Origin of the sequence: Dictyobacter arantiisoli (assembly GCF_008326305.1) — a bacterium.
Classification (GTDB): Bacteria; Chloroflexota; Ktedonobacteria; order Ktedonobacterales; family Ktedonobacteraceae; genus Dictyobacter; species Dictyobacter arantiisoli.
In genome coordinates this window covers 20,237-38,289 of the sequence record NZ_BIXY01000070.1, presented here as the reverse complement: position 1 = coordinate 38,289, position 18,053 = coordinate 20,237, and the positions used below count along the sequence as shown (strand labels likewise).

The window sequence follows — 18,053 nt, the reverse complement described above, 5'->3', positions numbered from 1 at the left end:
TCATCATCAGGAAGATACGTTATTCTAAAAGGCATAAGGAATTTTCTTTCTGGATCTATGTAACGTTTTTTTTATTATGCCAGAAAGAAACTTCCTTTTCTCGTTATTTAAGCGGTATTGCCCGTGAAGGGTGGCTCCTACGGGTGAATCGTTAAAGATCGTATTAGATGGTTGTCCATCCGACTAACCCATACAGGGAGTCAGAGCTGTTTATGTTCCATGTTGCAAATGCCTTGAGTGTGCCTGTTTTCACAGAACCATACATATACTGTTCGATTCCGTTAGAAAAGCGGTTGACAGGGATTGCATACTGGGAACCATCGCGAGAGATGGTATCCCAGCTGTTTGTAGCCGCGGATAGTAGGAATGTTGCACTACCGGGTGCGAATGCAGCGATCTGATGAAGATGTGTGCCATCTATATTGATGGTAAAGACTTTTATTTGATCAACTGCAATTGATTGTACCAAAGGCCAGATCATATTTTGTGTTGTGAATAGTAGTGTGGTTGGTGTTACAAAGCGAACATTGAGAATAGCTCGGGTATTATCTGTATAAATGGTTTTTTCTTTTCCATTGAGCATATGGAGCGTCAGGGTACTGGGACCCTCCATCTTAGCATATTGAGCATAATTGTTGATAGAGTAGGCGCTGGTTATAGTGAGATGGCCCAGGGTATCAATATCGAAACAGCCTGAGGTTTTTGTCTGTATTTGTGCCATGCTGAGTAGCTGTTGTAAATTGTTGGCCTGAGCTTTGACATCTTTTTTGATATCCTTGAGAATATATAATGGGGTTGGATATTGTATGGGAAATGCAGTGCCCGGTACGGCATCAATGGCGGTTTCAGTGATATAGAGACTGTGATTATTGAGCCATTCTCTGGGTACATAGCTATAACCCGGTGTGGGATTGACGGCCTCGGTCTGGACAAGTCCAGTGCGCATGTTTAGCAACATGAGTTTTGTTGTTACACGTCCCGTCTGATTGTTGTGTATCAGGTTGAAGACCAGCGCTGTTTGATCTGGTGAGAGCGAAACGTTATCAATCTGATCATTGCTACAATAGATGGCCTGCAAATCTTTGCCATCCAAACGTAGTATTTGGATGGAGGTATGACCATCCTGGTTGCTTTGGAACAGGAGCCATTGCCCGTCAGGTGATAACCTGGCCTCTGCTCCGCTTATTGCTAGTTTCGCGGGTAGTGGCAGCGTGGTGGTACGCTTTGTTACCGTGTTGTAGATGCGGAAGGCTTGCGTACCATCAACATTGTTGGCTGTACGATAGACAATGGTTTGCTGTTTTCCTGTTGTATGCATTACAGGCATAACTGGTTTCGCTACCGCCGGACAGGGTAATGGTGGTGGCTGCGGCGTGCCATACGCGCTGGTATGGTTGAAGGTAGCTGCTGCGACCGGCATGGTGAATAAGAAACCATAGGCGCTTCCCACGCAGAGCGCAATGAGGAGTATGATCATAGGTTGGATTCGTAAGAGAAAACGTGACATGTGAAAACCTTCTTTCTTTGCTTTCGACATCTGTTCCATAACATCCGTCGTTAGCAGTATGAAAGGTTGGAGGCTCTATTCCCACACTGTTTCTACATCGTTTGCACATCGTTTCCTCATTTTTTACCTGGTCCAGACCTTCGCGTCTTTAAAAATGGCCTGTGAGGGGGCCTGCTCGAGTGAACCCGCAAACACACCGATTTGTCCGTGTGTATAGGCGGCATCCTGGAGCGCGCAGACTTGCTGCCTGTTGATATAGAAGGTGAGCGTGCTACTTTGGGCACTTACTGCAATCACATTGCCTTTTCCGAGTCCTGTATTGAATACTTGCGTTGTGCTATGCTGTAACAGTATCGCATGCTCAATATTGCTATCGACAAAACGATACAGCCAGTACGAACCATCCGTGTGGATGCGGAAGATATAGTAATGACTATCAACGCTATTCTCAGAACGAAAAATAATCCCTCCGAATTCGCCCTGCTCGATAGTCATCGCTACCTCATAGGTGAAATTTGTGTAATCTGTCTTTTGCGCAATGCAGGCATGAAAATAGCCTGCATGTGGCTGAAAAGCCACATATCCCTGTGCTTCAAAAATGCAGCTCGCCTGCTGGCTATTGGTTCCTTCTTGCCAGTTTTCTGTGTTGTTCTGATTTTGTAAAGTATCGTTCAGAATGAGTTGACCACTGTGGGGAGGATATGGGTTGGTCGCATTGGGATTAAAGATGGCATTTAACGGACCAGACCATACTATAATCAGCAGACTAACCAGCAAAACAATAACAACTGTCAGAATTGCGCGCAATCGGCTTATCCGCTTCACCCCAACTGAATGAGATGCAGAGGCGCGATCTGACAGTTGTTTCTGTGATACCTCGGAAGGATCAGGGATATCAATAGGAGGAGCCAACATCTGTTGTTGTACAGACGATACGCTCTCTGATGCAGCAGAAAGATCCTCTTCAATCATGGCTAACAATCCAAGTTCTTGCGCATTCATATCCAGGCGTAGACAAAGCTGTTCCCGAAGGTACGCACCGGGGAGGGCAATGCCTCGTTCCCATGAACTGATACGATTGGGTGTGGCCCCAATCTCCTCGGCCATCTTGGCCTGTGACCAGCCGCGCAATTCCCGCTGGTATTTTAATTGCTCGGGAAACGTCCTCTTTTTTAGTGGCTTTTGCTGCTCCACTCTCTCTTTATCTCCTGCTCCTTGCATTTATGCTGCTTTCTATTTATATAGCATAACACAAAAGTGCAGGCCCTTTCTGTACGTTTTATCACACTTTCACAGCAAGTTTAAAGAGACGCTCTTTCCTTCTTCTCTCTCCACCGCCGAAGATGGATTTGACCTGAAAAGATATGAGCGCCAGAGGAGTTTAGTTGTTTTCTAACAATAATTTTCCAGGGTCGCCTCCTTTGGTGTAAGTGTGCGACTTAAAGGCGTTACAACCAGCATATCCTGGTTTCCAGGTTGTGTTTGAAAGCGAGCCACACGATATTTCACATGGGCTTTATTCAAGTAGGTAAGTAGAAGAGAAGTCGGATCACCATGTGGAACCTGATCAATAAGGCTAACGAATGATGCATGCGCGACGATTGTTGTGTATTCTGGAATACGATTTATTGTTCCAAATGCAACTGTTCGGGGATTGACCGCAATGATTTTTCCATCTGTTTTGAAGGTAATGGCATTTCCAAAGGAAGGTGTTGACCAGACGCGTGTAATATGTTCTTGCTGCATGTAATTGATCATTGGAGTGGGATTGACTGGCGCGAGGAGACAATTGAACGATTGGAACGTATAGTTGGCATCACTCTTGAGATATGAGTAACCCTGGAGACAAAGATAGCACAGCACGAAGCCAGCCAGTACGCCCTGCGCTATCTTGAAGGTAGGTGAGTATTTTTTTCTGTCAGTATAAATATAAGCACTACTATTTGATGTTAGGGATGCCATTTTCGATGTTGACTGTTGCATGCTTCTCTGTTCTATTAACATACGTGTGAATGTGATGAGCGCCGCCATGAAGAATGGCAGCACAAGTACCACTGGTGCCGCGTAGCGCCCTACTCCATCATGTATACAAGGTTTGAAAATGCTATAGCCCACTGCGTTACTAAAAATAAAGATGAGAATGGTTGTGAGCGCGAAAATGCAAGGCAACACCGACATTTTTTGTATTTGCCATAAAAGCCGCTGCTTAATTACTAGCGATGCGAGAAGTAAAAGGCCGACGATAGCGATACATGCAATGCCAAGCGTTATTAGAATTGCAAATGTAACAGGGCTGGCATGTGTCACTGATTCTGTATGCATTGAGCCGCCAATGACCTGGGGGCTTATGCAGTTCATATAATAGCTGGCCCTTCCCTGTAATATAGTAGAGGTAGAATAGGCAGTATGAAATGCAACGTCGCCCCCTCCATCACTCCCTGGTGCCGTCAGATAGGCAATATTAACCCAGTTGTGTTTTATACCGTAGTACAGAGAAGGCGAGAAACCCAGCAGGGCACCGGGGATTGCGACCAATACGAGCGCGAGATTTCGTATGTGTATGGTAATTGGAAGTGCTGGCTCATCGGAAAAGGGAAGATGGTGAAATGTGCGTGTGATGCTCATCATTAGATAGCCAGCGATCCATACTACAGCGGTTAGGATAGCATAAGAAATTATTGGGTAGATATATATACCAAAACCGATGATAAAACCAATGATGAGCCAGCGCAACCCCATCTCTAGTCCGGATGCTCCTTTTTTCCAACGTTGCGTAAGACGAACAGCGGAGAGTAGCAGCCAGAGCGAAAGTATATATATTTCAATATGCCCACCCCAGGTGCGCATTTCTACGATTGTGTCATACAAGGGTGGCAATGCAGCAAAGAGACCTGCAACAGTCTGAAACCAGCGTCGTGCATATGCTGGCAATCTGGCCACGTCAGCCAGTGCACCTGCTAATCGCCATGTCAAACTGACAAGCACCAGGCAGAGTAGTGTAGTTGTTGCGCGTAAGGCCCAGCTGGAAGTTCCCATAACTTTGAAGACAAGCGCGACAAGATATGCTTCCACACTACCCATATACGGCTGCCCATAGTAGTACATAGGATGTTCACCCTGCAAAATATGTTCTGCCTGAATTCCAACGAGATATTCATCACCATCTGCCATTCCATGAGTATGCCAGGCAAGCCATATACGTACGACTATAGTCAGGAGGAGACAAAGCCATAAAGGGGAACGAAGGAATGAAAACCAATTTTTCTGATAGATTCTTTGAGATGAAGTAATTTCTTCCCGGGAAGAGGTCTCAACAAGTGAAAGAGAATTTGTATTCATATACTGTGCACCCTTATAGTTATTATGCATCTTTGAGAAGCGAGCATCATCGGTACTATGGTGTGGCGGATAATTTTGTCAAACCACGCTTTAACCTGTAATTTTGGACTCTTTTACCTTATCAAAGGACATAATTTTTATGCCATATCTTAAATATATTACATGCAAATTCATAACAGCATCGCTAAGCTAGAATAGCATATTTTGACTCCATTAGTAAATTTTTAGGACCCCTTCAGGGGAATAGAATTCTTGTTCTGAAATGGGAATGACTTATGAAAAGGAAGATTGGTAAGTGTCGAGTTGGCATATTTAGCTGTTGACAGCTCTGAACTAGAAAAACTACAATGATTGGAAATAGGTCTCAATTTTGAGATCTATTTCTTTATATTTTTCTCTTAATACTCGTTTTCTCTTGATCTCTTCTCCCGGAGTATTTCATGCAGCGTCCGCAAATGAATCCTAAAGTTAGTATTAGTATTGTCTTTGTAGCAGCGATGTTTATGTCAATCATGGATGGTACGATCGTCAATGTTGCCTTGCCTTCGATTGGACATCAGTTTGGTATCTCCAGCACCTCGGTGGATACGATTGTCGTTTCTTATCTGGTAAGTCTCGCGGTGGTTATTCCTGTCTCGGGTTGGCTGGGAGATCGCCTGGGTACCAGGCGGATCTTCTTGGGCGCATTGTGCCTTTTTACGCTGGCATCAGCTTTATGTGGATTGGCAAATAGCCTGGGTATGTTGATTGCGTTTCGCGTCTTGCAGGGTATCGCTGGTGGCGCATTGACACCGGTTGGCAATACCATGTTGATGCGTACATTTCCGCCAGCAGAACGGGTACAGCTTTCGCGTATCCTCAATATTCCCACTGTGATTGCTCCCGCGACCGGTCCTGTGCTGGGTGGTCTTCTGGTTGACAAATTGTCATGGCACTGGGTTTTTTATGTCAATCTTCCCATTGGCATCGCCACGCTTCTCTTCGGACTTATCTTTTTATCCGAGCAGCACGAAAGATCTTCAAGAGGCTTTGATTTCCCTGGCTTCCTGTTCGCCGGTATCGGTCTGGCGCTCTTCATGTATGCGTTAAGTGAAGGATCAAATTATGGTTGGATCACACCAGCAATCCTGAGTAGTTTGATCGCTGGTGGGGTATTGATTGCCGTGTTTGTCTTCTGTGAATTGAGTACCAGGGAGCCGATGATTGATCTGCATCTGTTGCGCAATCGGCAGTTCCGCAACTGTAATCTGGTGACGGTACTCAGTGGAGCGGGCTTCCTGGGACTGCTCTATACCGCTCCTCTCTTCTTGCAGGAGGGACGTGGTGTAAGCGCTATCACATCAGGACTGACGACCTTCCCGGAAGCGATTGGCGTGGTGGTTGGTTTTCAGATCGGATCGCGCATCTATCCCGTGATCGGTCCACGCCGTTTGATGGCTGGCGGTATTATTATGGCTGCTATTATGATGACGTTATTGTGCTTGATGGGGAGTACGACCAGTCTCTGGCTGATGCGCGCCTTGATGTTCCTGACCGGTGCCAGCATGGCTCAGGTCTTTCTATCCACCTCAACCGCTGCCTATGCCAATATTACCGCCAGCGAGGCTGGACATGCCTCAGCGCTCTATGGCACTGTGCAGCAGATTGGTTCCGCGTTGGGCGTCGCCATCCTGAGTACTGTGCTCAGTTCTATTGGTATCATGCAACTGATCGCGGGGAAGCTGCAACCGAATCTGACGGCCTATCATATCGCCTTCTTAACGGCTGCTGTCCTCACACTGCTCGCTGTCATCTTTGCGCTGAACATTCGGGATAAAGATGCTGCTGCGACCATGCAGCGTACATCGAATACACGCGACACATTGGGTGGTGAAGTGTCGGCACCGGTAGAAATCGTCTAACGATGGCTCTAAGTAAAAAGCCACCGGAACAACATCTGTTCGGCGGCTTTTTATTATATGTCCAGGCTGAGATCTGCTCAGGATGAAGACGCTGAGGATTTATGCCTTTTTGGTAAATGTGCTAAGCTTTGTTTCCAGGGTCTTGTTCTGGCTGGCAACGCGATTCTTGCGCTTCTCGGCATAGGTACGCAGGCGTTCTTTGATGCTGGGATCGCCAATTGCCAGTTCTTTGGCGGCATGAATAGCGGCATTGACGGCTCCTGCATCTCCAATTGCCATCACGGCGACGGGCGCGCCTTCGGGCATCTGGACCATGGAGAGCAAGGCATCGACACCTTTGAGCGCCCCCAGATCACGGGGTACACCGATTACTGGCAGATCCGCCCGCAGATCGGCGATATTGCCGGGCAGATGGGCCGCACCGCCCGCACAGGCGATGACAACCTGAATCGATTCTGGCAGATTGTCGATATGCTGTACCACTGTACGCAGGTCCCGATGGACCGAGTTGATCTGGACCAGGCAGGGAACGTTAAATTCATAGCGCAGGGTATCCACTGCCTTCATCATCAACGGTAAATCAGAATCGCTGCCCATGGTGATCAGGACTTTGGGTGTGCCCTTGCCGGCGGGACCAATCCCTTCGGCGGAAACCAGTACGCCATGTTCCTGACTGGCGGCTGTGAGTACTGCTTGTTGCTCGTCTGACATGGTACGCTTAAATCGAGAGCTCGGCCCTCGCCTCCTTTGCTTGCTTGTAGACGCTGTTTAGATTGTCACCAACCACGGTAATATGGCCCATCTTGCGATCAATCTTGGTCTCACGCTTGCCATAGATATGAGGGAAGACATGCGCATGATCATAATCATGCGCCCATTGCACTATGGCGGACCCATTGCGTTCGCCAAGAATATTTTCCATCACAGATGCGGGATAGAGCATGGTGGTGGGCGTTAGTGTAAGATTGGTGACGGCGCGCAGATGCTCTTCAAATTGTGAGGTCTGGCAGGCTTCGATGGTATAGTGTCCTGAATTATGCGGGCGAGGCGCAATCTCGTTCAGCCAGATTTTGCCGTCTGTATCCAAAAACATCTCGACGCCAAAGATGCCAATTCCTTGCAGGATATCGATAGTGTGGAGGGCGATGCGCTCTGCCTCTTGCTGTAAGGAGGTCGCAATGGGCGCTGGCGCCAGCACGCTCAGACAGATATCACGTTCGTGGATCATCTCCACGACGGGAAAGCTCATGCTCTCGCCGCGCTCATTGCGTGCAATCATAATGCCCAGCTCTTTGTCCAGATCGATACACTTCTCGATATACAACTCACGATCACCCAGCCTGGCAAGCGCGACCTCGATATCATCCGGCCCATTGATACGCGCATTGCCGCGTCCATCATAGGCATCCTTCTTCGCCTTCAGAACCAGGGGATAGCCCCAGGTCTGGATGGCCTGCTCGATATCGGTTGGCGTCTCGATAGACATATATGGGGCAACAGGAATATTGTGCCGGGCCAGAAATTCCTTTTGGACGAATTTATTCTGGATAATCGCCAGCAAATCGGGCGCGGGATAAATCTTCACGCCCTCCTGTTGTAAGGCTGTCAGCGCCTCTGTATTAATATGCTCAATTTCGTAGGTCAAAATATCCGCACGGTCGGCCAGCTGACGCAGGGCGACCGGATCTTTCAAACTGCCAACAATTTGATCCGCCACACTGGCGGCTGGACACTGCGGCGTTGGATCAAGGACGGTCACAGAGGCAAAGCCCATCTTACGGGCCGCCTCACTGATCATCAAACCCAATTGTCCACCCCCGATAATGCCTATGCGGGTAGTAGAGATAACTTCTGCTTCTTGACTATCGTGTGCTCTCTTCAATGCCTGGCTCTCCTTTACATGCTGCCTTATTGTAAACATGTGCCTTGAAGTGTGTCAATTCCCTCATTTTTTTGGTAGGCTTGAGTAGAGTTTATCTATAGATCCTGTTTCTCTGACTTGCATGGTTAGTTATCCTCTCATACAATAGGGACACGTAATCATTGCTGTATTTTTATGCTGCGAGGAGATCATTTATGCCGCGCATCCAACCCGATGACTCGGTTACACTACCAACATTCGCCACGACGGGCAGTTCGACCATGACATCGCTCTTTCAGACGATGGCACATCGGCCTGCTATCATGGAAGCATCTATGCAACTGGTCGAGGCCGCCATGCGTACAGGAACAGTCGAGTCACAATTAAAAGAGTTGCTGGCTATTCGTGTCTCGCAGGTAAACCTCTGCTTCTACTGAGAGAATGCACATACTGCCTTGGCAAGGCAGATGGGACTTGATGAAGCATTGCTCGATGCGCTCTTCAATATTGATCAACATCGAGCGCTGTTTACCGACCGAGAATTGGTAGCCTTACGTTACGCTGAAATTATGACCACGAGCGCGCGCGATGTAAGTGAAGAATTATACGATGAACTCCAGGCGCACTTCGACGATGGCGAAATAGTGGAGCTCACCACCGTAATTGGTATGTTTAATTTCTTTAATCGTTTCGCCGATGCTCTCAAACTTGATGAACACTAAACTGTTCTATGATTTACTACTAAGTGTGTCCCCCTTAAAGGGAACACGAAATGATAGAGGAGACTATCTATGCCCAATCCGAATAAAGAAGAAAAGTTTGATGCCTTGCTTAAGGATCTTAATGATCTTGGTATCTACTTACATGGGCGAGGAGATAAGACCCACGCCCTATCCCAGCAATTTGCTGAGAACGCGAAAAAAGATGCCTCCAACCGCGAATTTGATCTCAATCAATCGCGTATGCTGGATTATCAGCATCATCTCTGGCACGAGATTGGTGGCCTGGTAGAAAAACTCATCAAGCAATACGAGGACTAAGTACGCGCGTAAATTCACCGTTGGAACTCACAGAATGTGTTTGTTTCCCATGCTCTCCACGATCTCTGTGCATGATTTTTCGCACCAATGGTGCTCAAACCAATGTTTAGTGTGTGGTGCAGGCGCGCCTGCGCCTGCCAGCAAGTGAGCAGCAAGATCCCGCTGATACTGGGAGTTTGGCACACGCGCGGAAATCGTGGGATACGCTAATAGGACTGTTTCGATCCCAGGTATTGTCTGTTTAGAATACAATAGATAATGCACGTATCGAGTTTCATTAATTAGGAGCGATTCATATCTATGTCCATCATTGGCATTATCATTGCCATTCTCGTTATACTCATTCTGCTGCTATTAGTGGCAGTGAGCTTCTATTTTTATCGTGTAGCTGTTTTTCGACAACCCAAAACATTTCTGATGAATAATCCTGATCTGGCGCAAATTACAACGGATTCAGAGATTCCCGTTGCTGAGCCTGCCTGGGTTGATGCCCAGTCTTTTGAGATCATTGAATTGCTATCCTATGATGGTTTATTGCTCAAAGGCTATTATCTCCCGGCTCTTTCTCCTACCAACAAAACCGTCATTCTAGCCCACGGCTATACCGGAACTGCTAAGGAGAATATGGGTTCGCTGGCTCATTTTTATCATGAAAAGTTTGGCTATAATATTTTGATGCCGGATGCGCGCGGTCATGGGATCAGTGAAGGTAATTATATTGGCTTTGGCTGGCATGAGCGTAAAGATTATCTAAAATGGATTGCTTTGTTGATCCAGCGTGTCGGCGAGGATGCTCAGATCGTTTTACATGGTATCTCGATGGGTGGCGCAACGGTTCTGATGACCAGTGGTGAGCAACTGCCTCCGCAGGTGAAATGTGTTGTTGCCGATTGCGGCTATACATCCGCGGAGGATATTCTCTCCTACCAGGTAAAACGCATGTATCATCTGCCACCTTTCCCTTTTGTCCATTTGACCAGCCTGGTCTGTAAATTGAAAGCAGGATACTTCTTTAGTGAAGCCTCGGCGCTCAAGCAGGTGGAGCATGCACAGCGGCCCATCCTCTTTATTCACGGTGCGGAAGATACCTTTGTACCCACCGAAATGGTGCATCGGCTCTACAACCAATGCCCACAATATAAAGAGTTACTGGTTATACCCGCCGCTGGCCATGGCACGGCCTATTCTACCGATTCCGTAACCTATATTCAGCAAGTCGATACCTTCGTACGACGCTTCGTACAATAAGCGAAAGCGGGACAGTAAAGAGCTACATTGGCTCCTTGCTATCCCACTTTGCTATTCCACTTTTAAGTGAATTATTTGCCCGCACCAGCGCGGATCTGCATGATGTCGCCATCCTCTACGACATACTCTTTGCCTTCCAGACGATAGACACCCTTCTCCTTGGCGGCGGCGAAAGAGCCATATTTGATAAAGTCATTGTAGTGAATGACCTCGGCGCGAATAAAGGTACGTTCGAGATCGGTATGGATTTTTCCTGCGGCCTCTGGTGCTTTCGCTCCTTTGGTGACAGTCCAGGCTCGCACTTCGTCTTCACCTGCAGTCAGGAAGGTGATCAGATTGAGCAAGCGATAGCCAACCTGAATAACTCGATCCGCGCCCAGTTTGGGCAAGCCCAGAGATTCCAGATATTCCTGTGCATCCTCTTCGGGTAGTTCTGATAATTCAGCTTCCAGGCTGGCAGAGACGGCGGCAACCTCTGAACCCTCGCTACGTGCGCGTTGCGCAACCTTCGCGATTCCCTTTAGCTCATTGCTCAGACCTGCCTCATCCACCGCCTCGCCGGCAGCAATCTTTTCCAGCAGTTCATTGGCTTCGCCGAGGGCACCTTCGCTGACATTCAAGACATACATACGTGGCTTGATTGTCAGCAGGAAAAGATCTTTCAAGAGCGCCTGTTCGGGCTGTCCCAGTTCAAGATCCTTAATCAGCTTAAACTCCTCAAGGGCGGATTGCAGGCGGCGCAGAATATCAATCTCTTGTTGATACTTCTTATCGCCAGATTTTGCCGAGCGCGTCGAGCGTTCCAGACGACGCTCAACGCTCGCCAGATCCGTAATCGTCAGTTCCGCATTTAAATTCTCCAGATCGCGGAAAGGATCGATCGTATCATTGACATGGGTCACATTATCATTGGCAAAGCTACGCAGCACCACCGCCAGCGCATCTGCATTGCGGATATGTCCCAGGAATTCCGCGTTCAAGCCTTCTTTCTTATCCTTACCGCCCTGGGCGGCCTGCCCCATACCCGCGACATCGACAAAATCAACCGTTGTTGGTGTCGTTTTCTTGGGCTGAAAGATATCCGCCAGAGGTTGTAGACGGGCATCGGGAACCTGTACCATGCCAATATTTGCCTTCACCGTACTGGCTGCATAGCCGCTAATCGGCGCGCCAGCCTTCGTCAGCGCATTAAACAGGCTCGTTTTGCCACTTTGGGGCAATCCAATAATTCCAATAGTCAGAGCCATAATCTCTTCTTCTTCCTTCTACTACTATTCTTATGCCAATGTTCATTGCAAGGACATACCTACTGCAAGGCTTTCTAAATCTCCCTCAAACGGTGCAAGCAAGGGGTGCAGGGGACCGCAGTCCCCTGCCGGGGTTTGGGGTGTCCCCAACTCCTCCTCCTCCAATTCTCTTTTGCCGCCGCAAGCGGTGCAAAAGAGAATTGGAAAATCCTGGATCTCATTATAGCTAACTTGACGCAGTCAAAGCCAGACACTACAATATCAGTTAACAGAGAGCGTTTCTTATAGATTGGAGGTACTTTTTATGCCCTTGTACGAGTATTATTGCCCGGACTGCAAATCCAAGTTTGAGCTTCTTGTAAACCATAAACACGCTGACGATATTGTATGTATGAAATGCCATAGTGAGAAAGTGCGCCGTTTACTCTCGGTGTTTGCTGCTCCCCGTGGGAATAGCGAAGATTACTCATTCGACGATTCCTCAGATGGTGGTTGCGGCTGTGGTGGCGGCTCTTGTGGTTGTCATTAATTTGTGTGCATCCTATTCCTTTTTTTCCTGCTACCATGTCTTCAGAAGACGAAAACAGGTTTGTCTTTATGTTATCAAATAAAGTAAGCTATCGGCGGGGCATTATCGAAGGCTTGATCGTGTACGCTCTCGGTCGCCTTGGTGCTTTAATTACCCCCGCTGTGTTTCCCGATTGGACATTTGTCGCGGTACCCCTGCTTTTTATCATATTCCAGTACATTCTACCACCCGTGTGGGCGACACGCCGTGTCACATCCACTAAGCGGGAGAAGATGAGTAAGCGTTTCTGGTGGTTAGGACCGCGCCTGGCCGCGCTCTGTCTGATCTTTGATATCTTGATCAGTCTGTTTTGCGGCTTACCTCTAACCATGTTTGATGTACAGCAGGGGCCGGTCCTGCTGCGTCTGTTTGCGTCCGGTGCCAGCCATATCAGCCTTCTCGGATACGCTCTCATTGAATTGCGCACCGCCGCGTTTTTGTTTGTATTTTACACGATTGCGGTTGTCTGTACCCGCCTGGCCGGAAGCCCCTTCTTACGCTTCACCATGCCAGCCGGCGGTGATCGCGTAACCTTGTAGGCAGGTCTGATGCGCTACACCCTGTTTATTCTGTATTGCACAAATATTTTCAAAGAACTTTTTGTACAATACAGAATAAACTTTTTTGAGCTCCTCGGGCGCGAAAACTTATGCGTCTGGATAGTGAGGACCAGGGGAGTTAGATACATTCTATGCATCTGAATGAGTAATAGCGTGGGGTAGATGGACTCCTTTTTTATGTCCATCTACATCATGGGAGCATCCTCTTTCCCTGGCATCGTGACCGCCCTGAATTTTTTTCTGTTGTGTTATAGTTATTGTGATTATGCCTATTTTCTAATGACGTTTGACAGAGCATAAGTAGCAACTAAAATAATGATGTGTTCAACCAGACAATTGCTCGCCATCACGATACCTCAAGTTGCTTCTCACTATTACATTTGTTACAATGGCGTTGAAGCGGAGCTTTATGGTCTCTAACATGGAAGAGGAAAGGTACGGTAGCAAACTGTGTCAAAAGTATTTGCAATTACCAACCAGAAAGGTGGCGTGGGAGTGCGTCCGTAAGGCGCACTTTGCATTGCTCTGAGAAGAGCTACGGGTAGAGAGAACCCGTATGGTTAACTAGCTTACCGGAGGTGGAAACACCGCAAGGGAACATAGCATGCTAGTAAAGCGCCATATCTCGAAGTTTGCAAAAAGATAGTGGTGCAAGACCAAGAGTGATATGGTCAAAGCTGAATTGCTTTAAACCCAGTTTCTTCGCCTTAACCCGCCGGGGTATCCGTAAGCAAACTCATCGCGGATACAAGGGTAGCTTACAGAGGTATTTACCTACGACTTCTGTACTCTCTAGCAAGCCCTTCAGCGTATCGGAGATACGTTAAAGAAACGAACGGGAACCTAAACCACTCATATGTGCAAAGTGAAAGCTAAACGGAGATAGTCTAAGTCAGGATGCCCCATAAAGGCTATGAGTGTAGGCTCTGAAAACCTGATATGACTACGGAGCTTCCGTAGTAGTCCGAGGTAGGTAACACCTACCACATGGCGAAGGGAAGCAGGTCATTCAATTGATAGTTTACAAAGGTATGCGCAATGCAAAACGCTGAAGTAGTACTGTCAATGCTAGCTCAAAAGTCAAGCCAGAACAGCTTGTACGTTTTCGATAGACTGTACAGAAACCTGTTCAACCCGGACTTCTATGTGTTGGCATACAGCAACATCTATGGAAAAGAAGGAAACATGACACAGGGAGTAGATGGAAAGACCATCGATGGTTTCAATATGTCTAAAGTGCATGAAACCATCGAGAAGTTGAAAACCGAAAACTACTACCCAACACCAGTACGAAGAGTCCATAATCCAAAAAAGAATGGAAGCCTCCGACCACTGGGTATCCCTTCATTCATAGATAAGCTGGTACAAGAAGTCTTACGACTCATGTTGGAAGCAATATACGAACCGGTGTTTAGTGACAATTCCCATGGGTTTCGGCCTGAGAGGAGTTGCCATACAGCACTAACCCAAATCAAGACAACGTGTAAGGGCACAAATTGGGTGGTCGAAGGGGACATCAAAGGTTTCTTTGAGAATCTATCACACATGAAGCTCCGCGAACTCCTCTCAAAGAAAATTAGTGATGGACGCTTCGTCAACTTGATTGAAAAATTCTTGAAGGCAGGATATCTGGAATTTAGCCAGAAGCATCCAACGCTCTCAGGAACGCCCCAAGGGGGAATCGTGAGCCCAATACTCGCCAATATTTACCTCAATGAACTGGATATGTTCATGAATAACCTCTGCCAGCAAGAAACCAGGGGAAAAACGAGGAAAAAAAATCAAGCGTACCAGGACCTAAACATGGCGCGTTTCCTGGCGAGAAAAAATGGCGAACGAGAAAGAGCGCGAGATCTCCTCAAATCAATGAGGACCTTGCACACGAGGGATCCCTTTGATAAAGAATACATCAGAGTAAAATACACGAGATATGCAGACGATTTTGTTGTCATGATCATTGGAAGCAAGGACTTGGCGGAAAACATAAGAAAAAAGATGAGGGATTTCCTGGGAGAAGAGTTACAACTCGAACTCAACATGGATAAAACTGTCATCACCAACCTTAGCGACCGACGAGTACGATTCCTTGGATATGAAATATCCAAAACCAGGGAAGATGCGCAGCTTACCAAGAACACCCTGGGAATCAAAAAACGGGCAGCCAATGAAACGATCCAGTTACTCGTACCATCTGATGTAATCACGGAAAAATTGAAGCCATTTATGGTGAGAGGAAAAGCCACCCACCATAATGCACGCATCAATCAACCGCTTCTAGACACGTTGCAACAATACAATTCAGAAATTAGAGGATTGTATCAGTATTATTGTTTGGCAACTGACGTGAGCAAAAAGATCGGAAGATACAGGTATTACCACTACGAAAGTTTACTGAAAACGGTCGCCCGGAAAGAAAAAAGTTCGATGTCCAAAGTCATCAGTAAATATGGTGTGGAAGTCAAACTCAAACAGCAAGCGGGAACGAGAAGGATCTTTGGTTTAACATATCAAACAAAAGAGGGTATGAAAACCATGACCTACTTCAATGATTCAATCAAGAAGAAGGACAAGCCACTATCGGGGGTTGCAGCCAACGGTATTCTATTCAATGGCTTACCGGCAAGGCACCAGATAATTGAACGAATCAACGCGAAGAAGTGTGAGTTATGTGAACAAGAACTACCCAATAGGGATAGCTACGAAGTTCATCACATCCGAAAGCTCAAGGACATCAAGCAAGAACATGCTAGACGAGGCGACAGACTTCCAATGTGGAAGCTGACAATGTGCAGTATGAACAGGAACACCCTGGTGGTCTGCATACCCTGCCACAACGCAATCCATGCGGGCCAAAATGTACAAAGCATAAAGAAAGCTGTAAAGGCAAAAACAACAGAACTAGGAATGGCTGGAGAGCCGGATACATTGAAAGGTGTACGTCCGGTTCGGAGGGGGGTTCAATGAAACCTAATCTAGCAATAGATCAAGGCGCACGGTTCCTACCCTACAAGACCACCACAGCTATCAACCTTGCTACGTATCTAGCTGCCGCCGGGCGCAGGGTACTGCTTGTTGATATGGACCCACAGGCCAATGCTTCGAGTGGGATTGGCGTTCTGAACAACAAGCGCGCACATACCATTTATGATTTGCTTGTTCAGGAAAATGAAGAAATTTCTATCTTTGATGTAATTGTGCCTACCTCGCGGCGTGAGCTGGTTGTGGCCCCCTGTACGGTCGATCTGGCGGCAGCTGAGATCGAACTGGTGGGGGCGATTGCGCGTGAGCATCGGCTACAACAAATTCTAGCTCCCATTCGCGAGCGTTGTGATTATGTGATCATCGATTGCCCACCCTCGCTGGGTCTTTTGACCATTAATGCTCTTGTGGCATCCGATGGCATTATTATCCCTATTCAGTGCGAATATCTGGCCCTGGAGGGCTTGAGCCAGTTGCTGAATACCGTGAATATTGTGAAGGCCAAGTTAAATCCCAGCCTCTATGTGGTCGGCGTGGTGATGACGATGTTCGATTCGCGTACACGTCTGGCGGGAGATATCGTGCGGGAAGTGCAGAATCACTTTCCGAAAGAGATATTCCAAACGATTATTAATCGCAATGTGCGTTTAAGTGAGGCACCCAGTTATGGTCAGTCAATCCTGGATTATGATCCCAGTTCTCCAGGTGGTCTGGCGTATCGCGCTCTTGCCGAGGAGGTAATTGCCCGTGGTTAAACAGAAAGGTGGGTTGGGCGGCGGTCGCGGCGGTCGGGGATTAGATGCCTTAATCTCTGGCGCTTCCGATGTGATGTCGGCCCAACAACAATCCAGACAGCCGGTAACGGATTCAATGCCCCTGGTTTCTATCGAGACGATTATTCCTAATCCTCGTCAGCCACGGCGTATTTTTCGTGAGGATGATCCTCAGCTCCTCGAGTTGAGCGATTCGATTAAAGAGCATGGTCTGATTCAACCCATCGTGGTAACACGTCTGGACAGTCTGCCGGAGACGAGCGCCAGCGCGCCTGATTGGTTTGGCTCACATTCAGCGACCAATACCTCCGCCACGTCTGCAACTTCTGATAACGGCACATCATCCACGGTTGTGCCTTTATATCAGATTATCGCGGGCGAGCGGCGCTGGCGTGCTTCTCGGCTGGCCGGTCTGACACAGGTTCCGGTAGTTATCAAGGATGTGACTCCGCAGCAGATGCTGGAAATGGCCTTGATTGAGAATATCCAGCGTGCGGACCTGAATCCTATCGAAGAGGCGCTGGCCTATCAGGCTCTGACCCAGGAGTTTGGTCTGACGCAAGATGTGGTCGCAAAGCAGGTTGGCAAGCATCGCACGACGATTACCAATTCGTTGCGCCTGTTACAATTACCCGTGGCGGTGCGCGATATGTTGATCAATCAAGTTGAGAACTTTACCGAGGGGCACGCGCGTACTCTGTTGAGTATCGAGAATGAGGAAGATCAGATCAAGGCGATGCAGCAGATTATCTCCTTACGTTTGACGGTGCGTCAGGCCGAGGAATTAGCGGAGCGTATGAAAGCCACTGAGAGCGTCTCCACGGCGGTTGAACAGCTTTCTGCATCCCCTATGCGCTCACCCGAACTGGCGGGCCTGGAAGCGCATTTCCGCAACGCCTTGCAGGTAAAAGTGGACCTTAAGTGTAATGCTAAAGGGAAGGGAACATTGGTGCTACATTTTAATAATCAAGACGAACTCGATGGCTTGTATGGGCGTCTGGTAAATCAGCCGGAAGAGTAGCGCGGCGGT

Annotated in this window: 16 protein-coding genes; 10 read left to right on the top strand and 6 right to left on the bottom strand. The window is 47.7% G+C overall.

What is annotated here, in order from left to right:
- Positions 1-163 precede the first annotated feature (163 nt).
- The 3 genes from F1593_RS19990 to F1593_RS19980 form a co-directional block, all read right to left on the bottom strand.
- The gene (locus F1593_RS19990; RefSeq protein WP_149403334.1) at positions 164-1,507 is read right to left on the bottom strand and encodes a TolB family protein; all 1,344 of its coding nucleotides are present in this window, start codon (positions 1,505-1,507) and stop codon (positions 164-166) included.
- Positions 1,508-1,630: 123 nt separating this feature from the next.
- Complete coding sequence (locus tag F1593_RS19985; RefSeq protein WP_172632279.1) at positions 1,631-2,701, bottom strand: helix-turn-helix domain-containing protein; 1,071 nt, start codon at positions 2,699-2,701, stop codon at positions 1,631-1,633.
- A 198-nt stretch (positions 2,702-2,899) separates the two neighbouring features.
- A complete protein-coding gene (locus F1593_RS19980; protein ID WP_149403332.1) occupies positions 2,900-4,678 on the bottom strand; it encodes a hypothetical protein in 1,779 nt (592 codons plus the stop codon).
- Between the two features lie 608 nt (positions 4,679-5,286).
- Here F1593_RS19980 and F1593_RS19975 point away from each other — a divergent pair.
- A complete protein-coding gene (locus F1593_RS19975; RefSeq protein WP_149403331.1) occupies positions 5,287-6,747 on the top strand; it encodes an MDR family MFS transporter in 1,461 nt (486 codons plus the stop codon).
- Between the two features lie 99 nt (positions 6,748-6,846).
- Here F1593_RS19975 and F1593_RS19970 read toward each other — a convergent pair whose 3' ends face one another.
- Positions 6,847-7,458 carry a 5-(carboxyamino)imidazole ribonucleotide mutase gene (locus tag F1593_RS19970; protein ID WP_149403330.1) on the bottom strand — a complete coding sequence of 204 codons (612 nt, stop codon included), beginning with the start codon at positions 7,456-7,458 and terminating at the stop codon, positions 6,847-6,849.
- A 7-nt stretch (positions 7,459-7,465) separates the two neighbouring features.
- Complete coding sequence (gene purK / locus F1593_RS19965) at positions 7,466-8,629, bottom strand: 5-(carboxyamino)imidazole ribonucleotide synthase (RefSeq protein WP_172632278.1); 1,164 nt, start codon at positions 8,627-8,629, stop codon at positions 7,466-7,468.
- A gap of 194 nt (positions 8,630-8,823) precedes the next feature.
- Here purK and F1593_RS19960 point away from each other — a divergent pair, with 194 nt between their 5' ends.
- The 4 genes from F1593_RS19960 (at position 8,824) to F1593_RS19945 (ending at position 10,896) form a co-directional block, all read left to right on the top strand.
- Positions 8,824-9,045 (top strand): carboxymuconolactone decarboxylase family protein, encoded by a 222-nt coding sequence (locus tag F1593_RS19960; RefSeq protein WP_149403328.1) that lies wholly within the window; start codon positions 8,824-8,826, stop codon positions 9,043-9,045.
- Between the two features lie 18 nt (positions 9,046-9,063).
- Complete coding sequence (locus tag F1593_RS19955) at positions 9,064-9,330, top strand: carboxymuconolactone decarboxylase family protein (RefSeq protein WP_149403327.1); 267 nt, start codon at positions 9,064-9,066, stop codon at positions 9,328-9,330.
- Positions 9,331-9,399: 69 nt separating this feature from the next.
- A complete protein-coding gene (locus tag F1593_RS19950) occupies positions 9,400-9,648 on the top strand; it encodes a hypothetical protein (protein ID WP_149403326.1) in 249 nt (82 codons plus the stop codon).
- Between the two features lie 300 nt (positions 9,649-9,948).
- Complete coding sequence (locus F1593_RS19945) at positions 9,949-10,896, top strand: alpha/beta hydrolase (RefSeq protein ID WP_149403325.1); 948 nt, start codon at positions 9,949-9,951, stop codon at positions 10,894-10,896.
- A gap of 71 nt (positions 10,897-10,967) precedes the next feature.
- Here F1593_RS19945 and ychF read toward each other — a convergent pair whose 3' ends face one another.
- The gene (gene ychF / locus F1593_RS19940; protein ID WP_149403324.1) at positions 10,968-12,143 is read right to left on the bottom strand and encodes a redox-regulated ATPase YchF; all 1,176 of its coding nucleotides are present in this window, start codon (positions 12,141-12,143) and stop codon (positions 10,968-10,970) included.
- Positions 12,144-12,447: 304 nt separating this feature from the next.
- Between ychF and F1593_RS29925 the strand changes: the two genes are divergently transcribed.
- The 5 genes from F1593_RS29925 (at position 12,448) to F1593_RS19915 (ending at position 18,044) form a co-directional block, all read left to right on the top strand.
- Positions 12,448-12,672 carry an FmdB family zinc ribbon protein gene (locus tag F1593_RS29925; protein ID WP_149403323.1) on the top strand — a complete coding sequence of 75 codons (225 nt, stop codon included), beginning with the start codon at positions 12,448-12,450 and terminating at the stop codon, positions 12,670-12,672.
- A 68-nt stretch (positions 12,673-12,740) separates the two neighbouring features.
- Positions 12,741-13,250 carry a hypothetical protein gene (locus tag F1593_RS19930; protein WP_149403322.1) on the top strand — a complete coding sequence of 170 codons (510 nt, stop codon included), beginning with the start codon at positions 12,741-12,743 and terminating at the stop codon, positions 13,248-13,250.
- 1,059 nt (positions 13,251-14,309) lie between these two features.
- Positions 14,310-16,235, top strand: coding sequence for a reverse transcriptase domain-containing protein (locus F1593_RS19925; protein ID WP_149403321.1), 1,926 nt, complete (start codon positions 14,310-14,312; stop codon positions 16,233-16,235).
- Positions 16,232-17,005, top strand: a complete 774-nt coding sequence (locus F1593_RS19920; protein WP_149403320.1) for a ParA family protein — start codon at positions 16,232-16,234, stop codon at positions 17,003-17,005. The genes F1593_RS19925 and F1593_RS19920 overlap by 4 nt, the downstream gene beginning before the upstream one ends.
- Positions 16,998-18,044, top strand: a complete 1,047-nt coding sequence (locus F1593_RS19915) for a ParB/RepB/Spo0J family partition protein (protein ID WP_149403319.1) — start codon at positions 16,998-17,000, stop codon at positions 18,042-18,044. The genes F1593_RS19920 and F1593_RS19915 overlap by 8 nt, the downstream gene beginning before the upstream one ends.
- Positions 18,045-18,053 lie beyond the last annotated feature (9 nt).

Bases quoted from the DNA above. Each gene is read 5' to 3' on its own strand.
- F1593_RS19970 (WP_149403330.1), bottom strand. From the start codon at position 7,458: ATGTCAGACGAGCAACAAGCAGTACTCACAGCCGCCAGTCAGGAACAT.
- F1593_RS19925 (WP_149403321.1), top strand. From the start codon at position 14,310: ATGCAAAACGCTGAAGTAGTACTGTCAATGCTAGCTCAAAAGTCAAGC.
- F1593_RS19990 (WP_149403334.1), bottom strand. From the start codon at position 1,507: ATGTCACGTTTTCTCTTACGAATCCAACCTATGATCATACTCCTCATT.
- F1593_RS19930 (WP_149403322.1), top strand. From the start codon at position 12,741: ATGTTATCAAATAAAGTAAGCTATCGGCGGGGCATTATCGAAGGCTTG.
- F1593_RS19950 (WP_149403326.1), top strand. From the start codon at position 9,400: ATGCCCAATCCGAATAAAGAAGAAAAGTTTGATGCCTTGCTTAAGGAT.
- F1593_RS19920 (WP_149403320.1), top strand. From the start codon at position 16,232: ATGAAACCTAATCTAGCAATAGATCAAGGCGCACGGTTCCTACCCTAC.
- ychF (WP_149403324.1), bottom strand. From the start codon at position 12,143: ATGGCTCTGACTATTGGAATTATTGGATTGCCCCAAAGTGGCAAAACG.
- F1593_RS19945 (WP_149403325.1), top strand. From the start codon at position 9,949: ATGTCCATCATTGGCATTATCATTGCCATTCTCGTTATACTCATTCTG.
- F1593_RS19980 (WP_149403332.1), bottom strand. From the start codon at position 4,678: ATGGCAGATGGTGATGAATATCTCGTTGGAATTCAGGCAGAACATATT.
- F1593_RS19960 (WP_149403328.1), top strand. From the start codon at position 8,824: ATGCCGCGCATCCAACCCGATGACTCGGTTACACTACCAACATTCGCC.
- F1593_RS29925 (WP_149403323.1), top strand. From the start codon at position 12,448: ATGCCCTTGTACGAGTATTATTGCCCGGACTGCAAATCCAAGTTTGAG.
- F1593_RS19975 (WP_149403331.1), top strand. From the start codon at position 5,287: ATGCAGCGTCCGCAAATGAATCCTAAAGTTAGTATTAGTATTGTCTTT.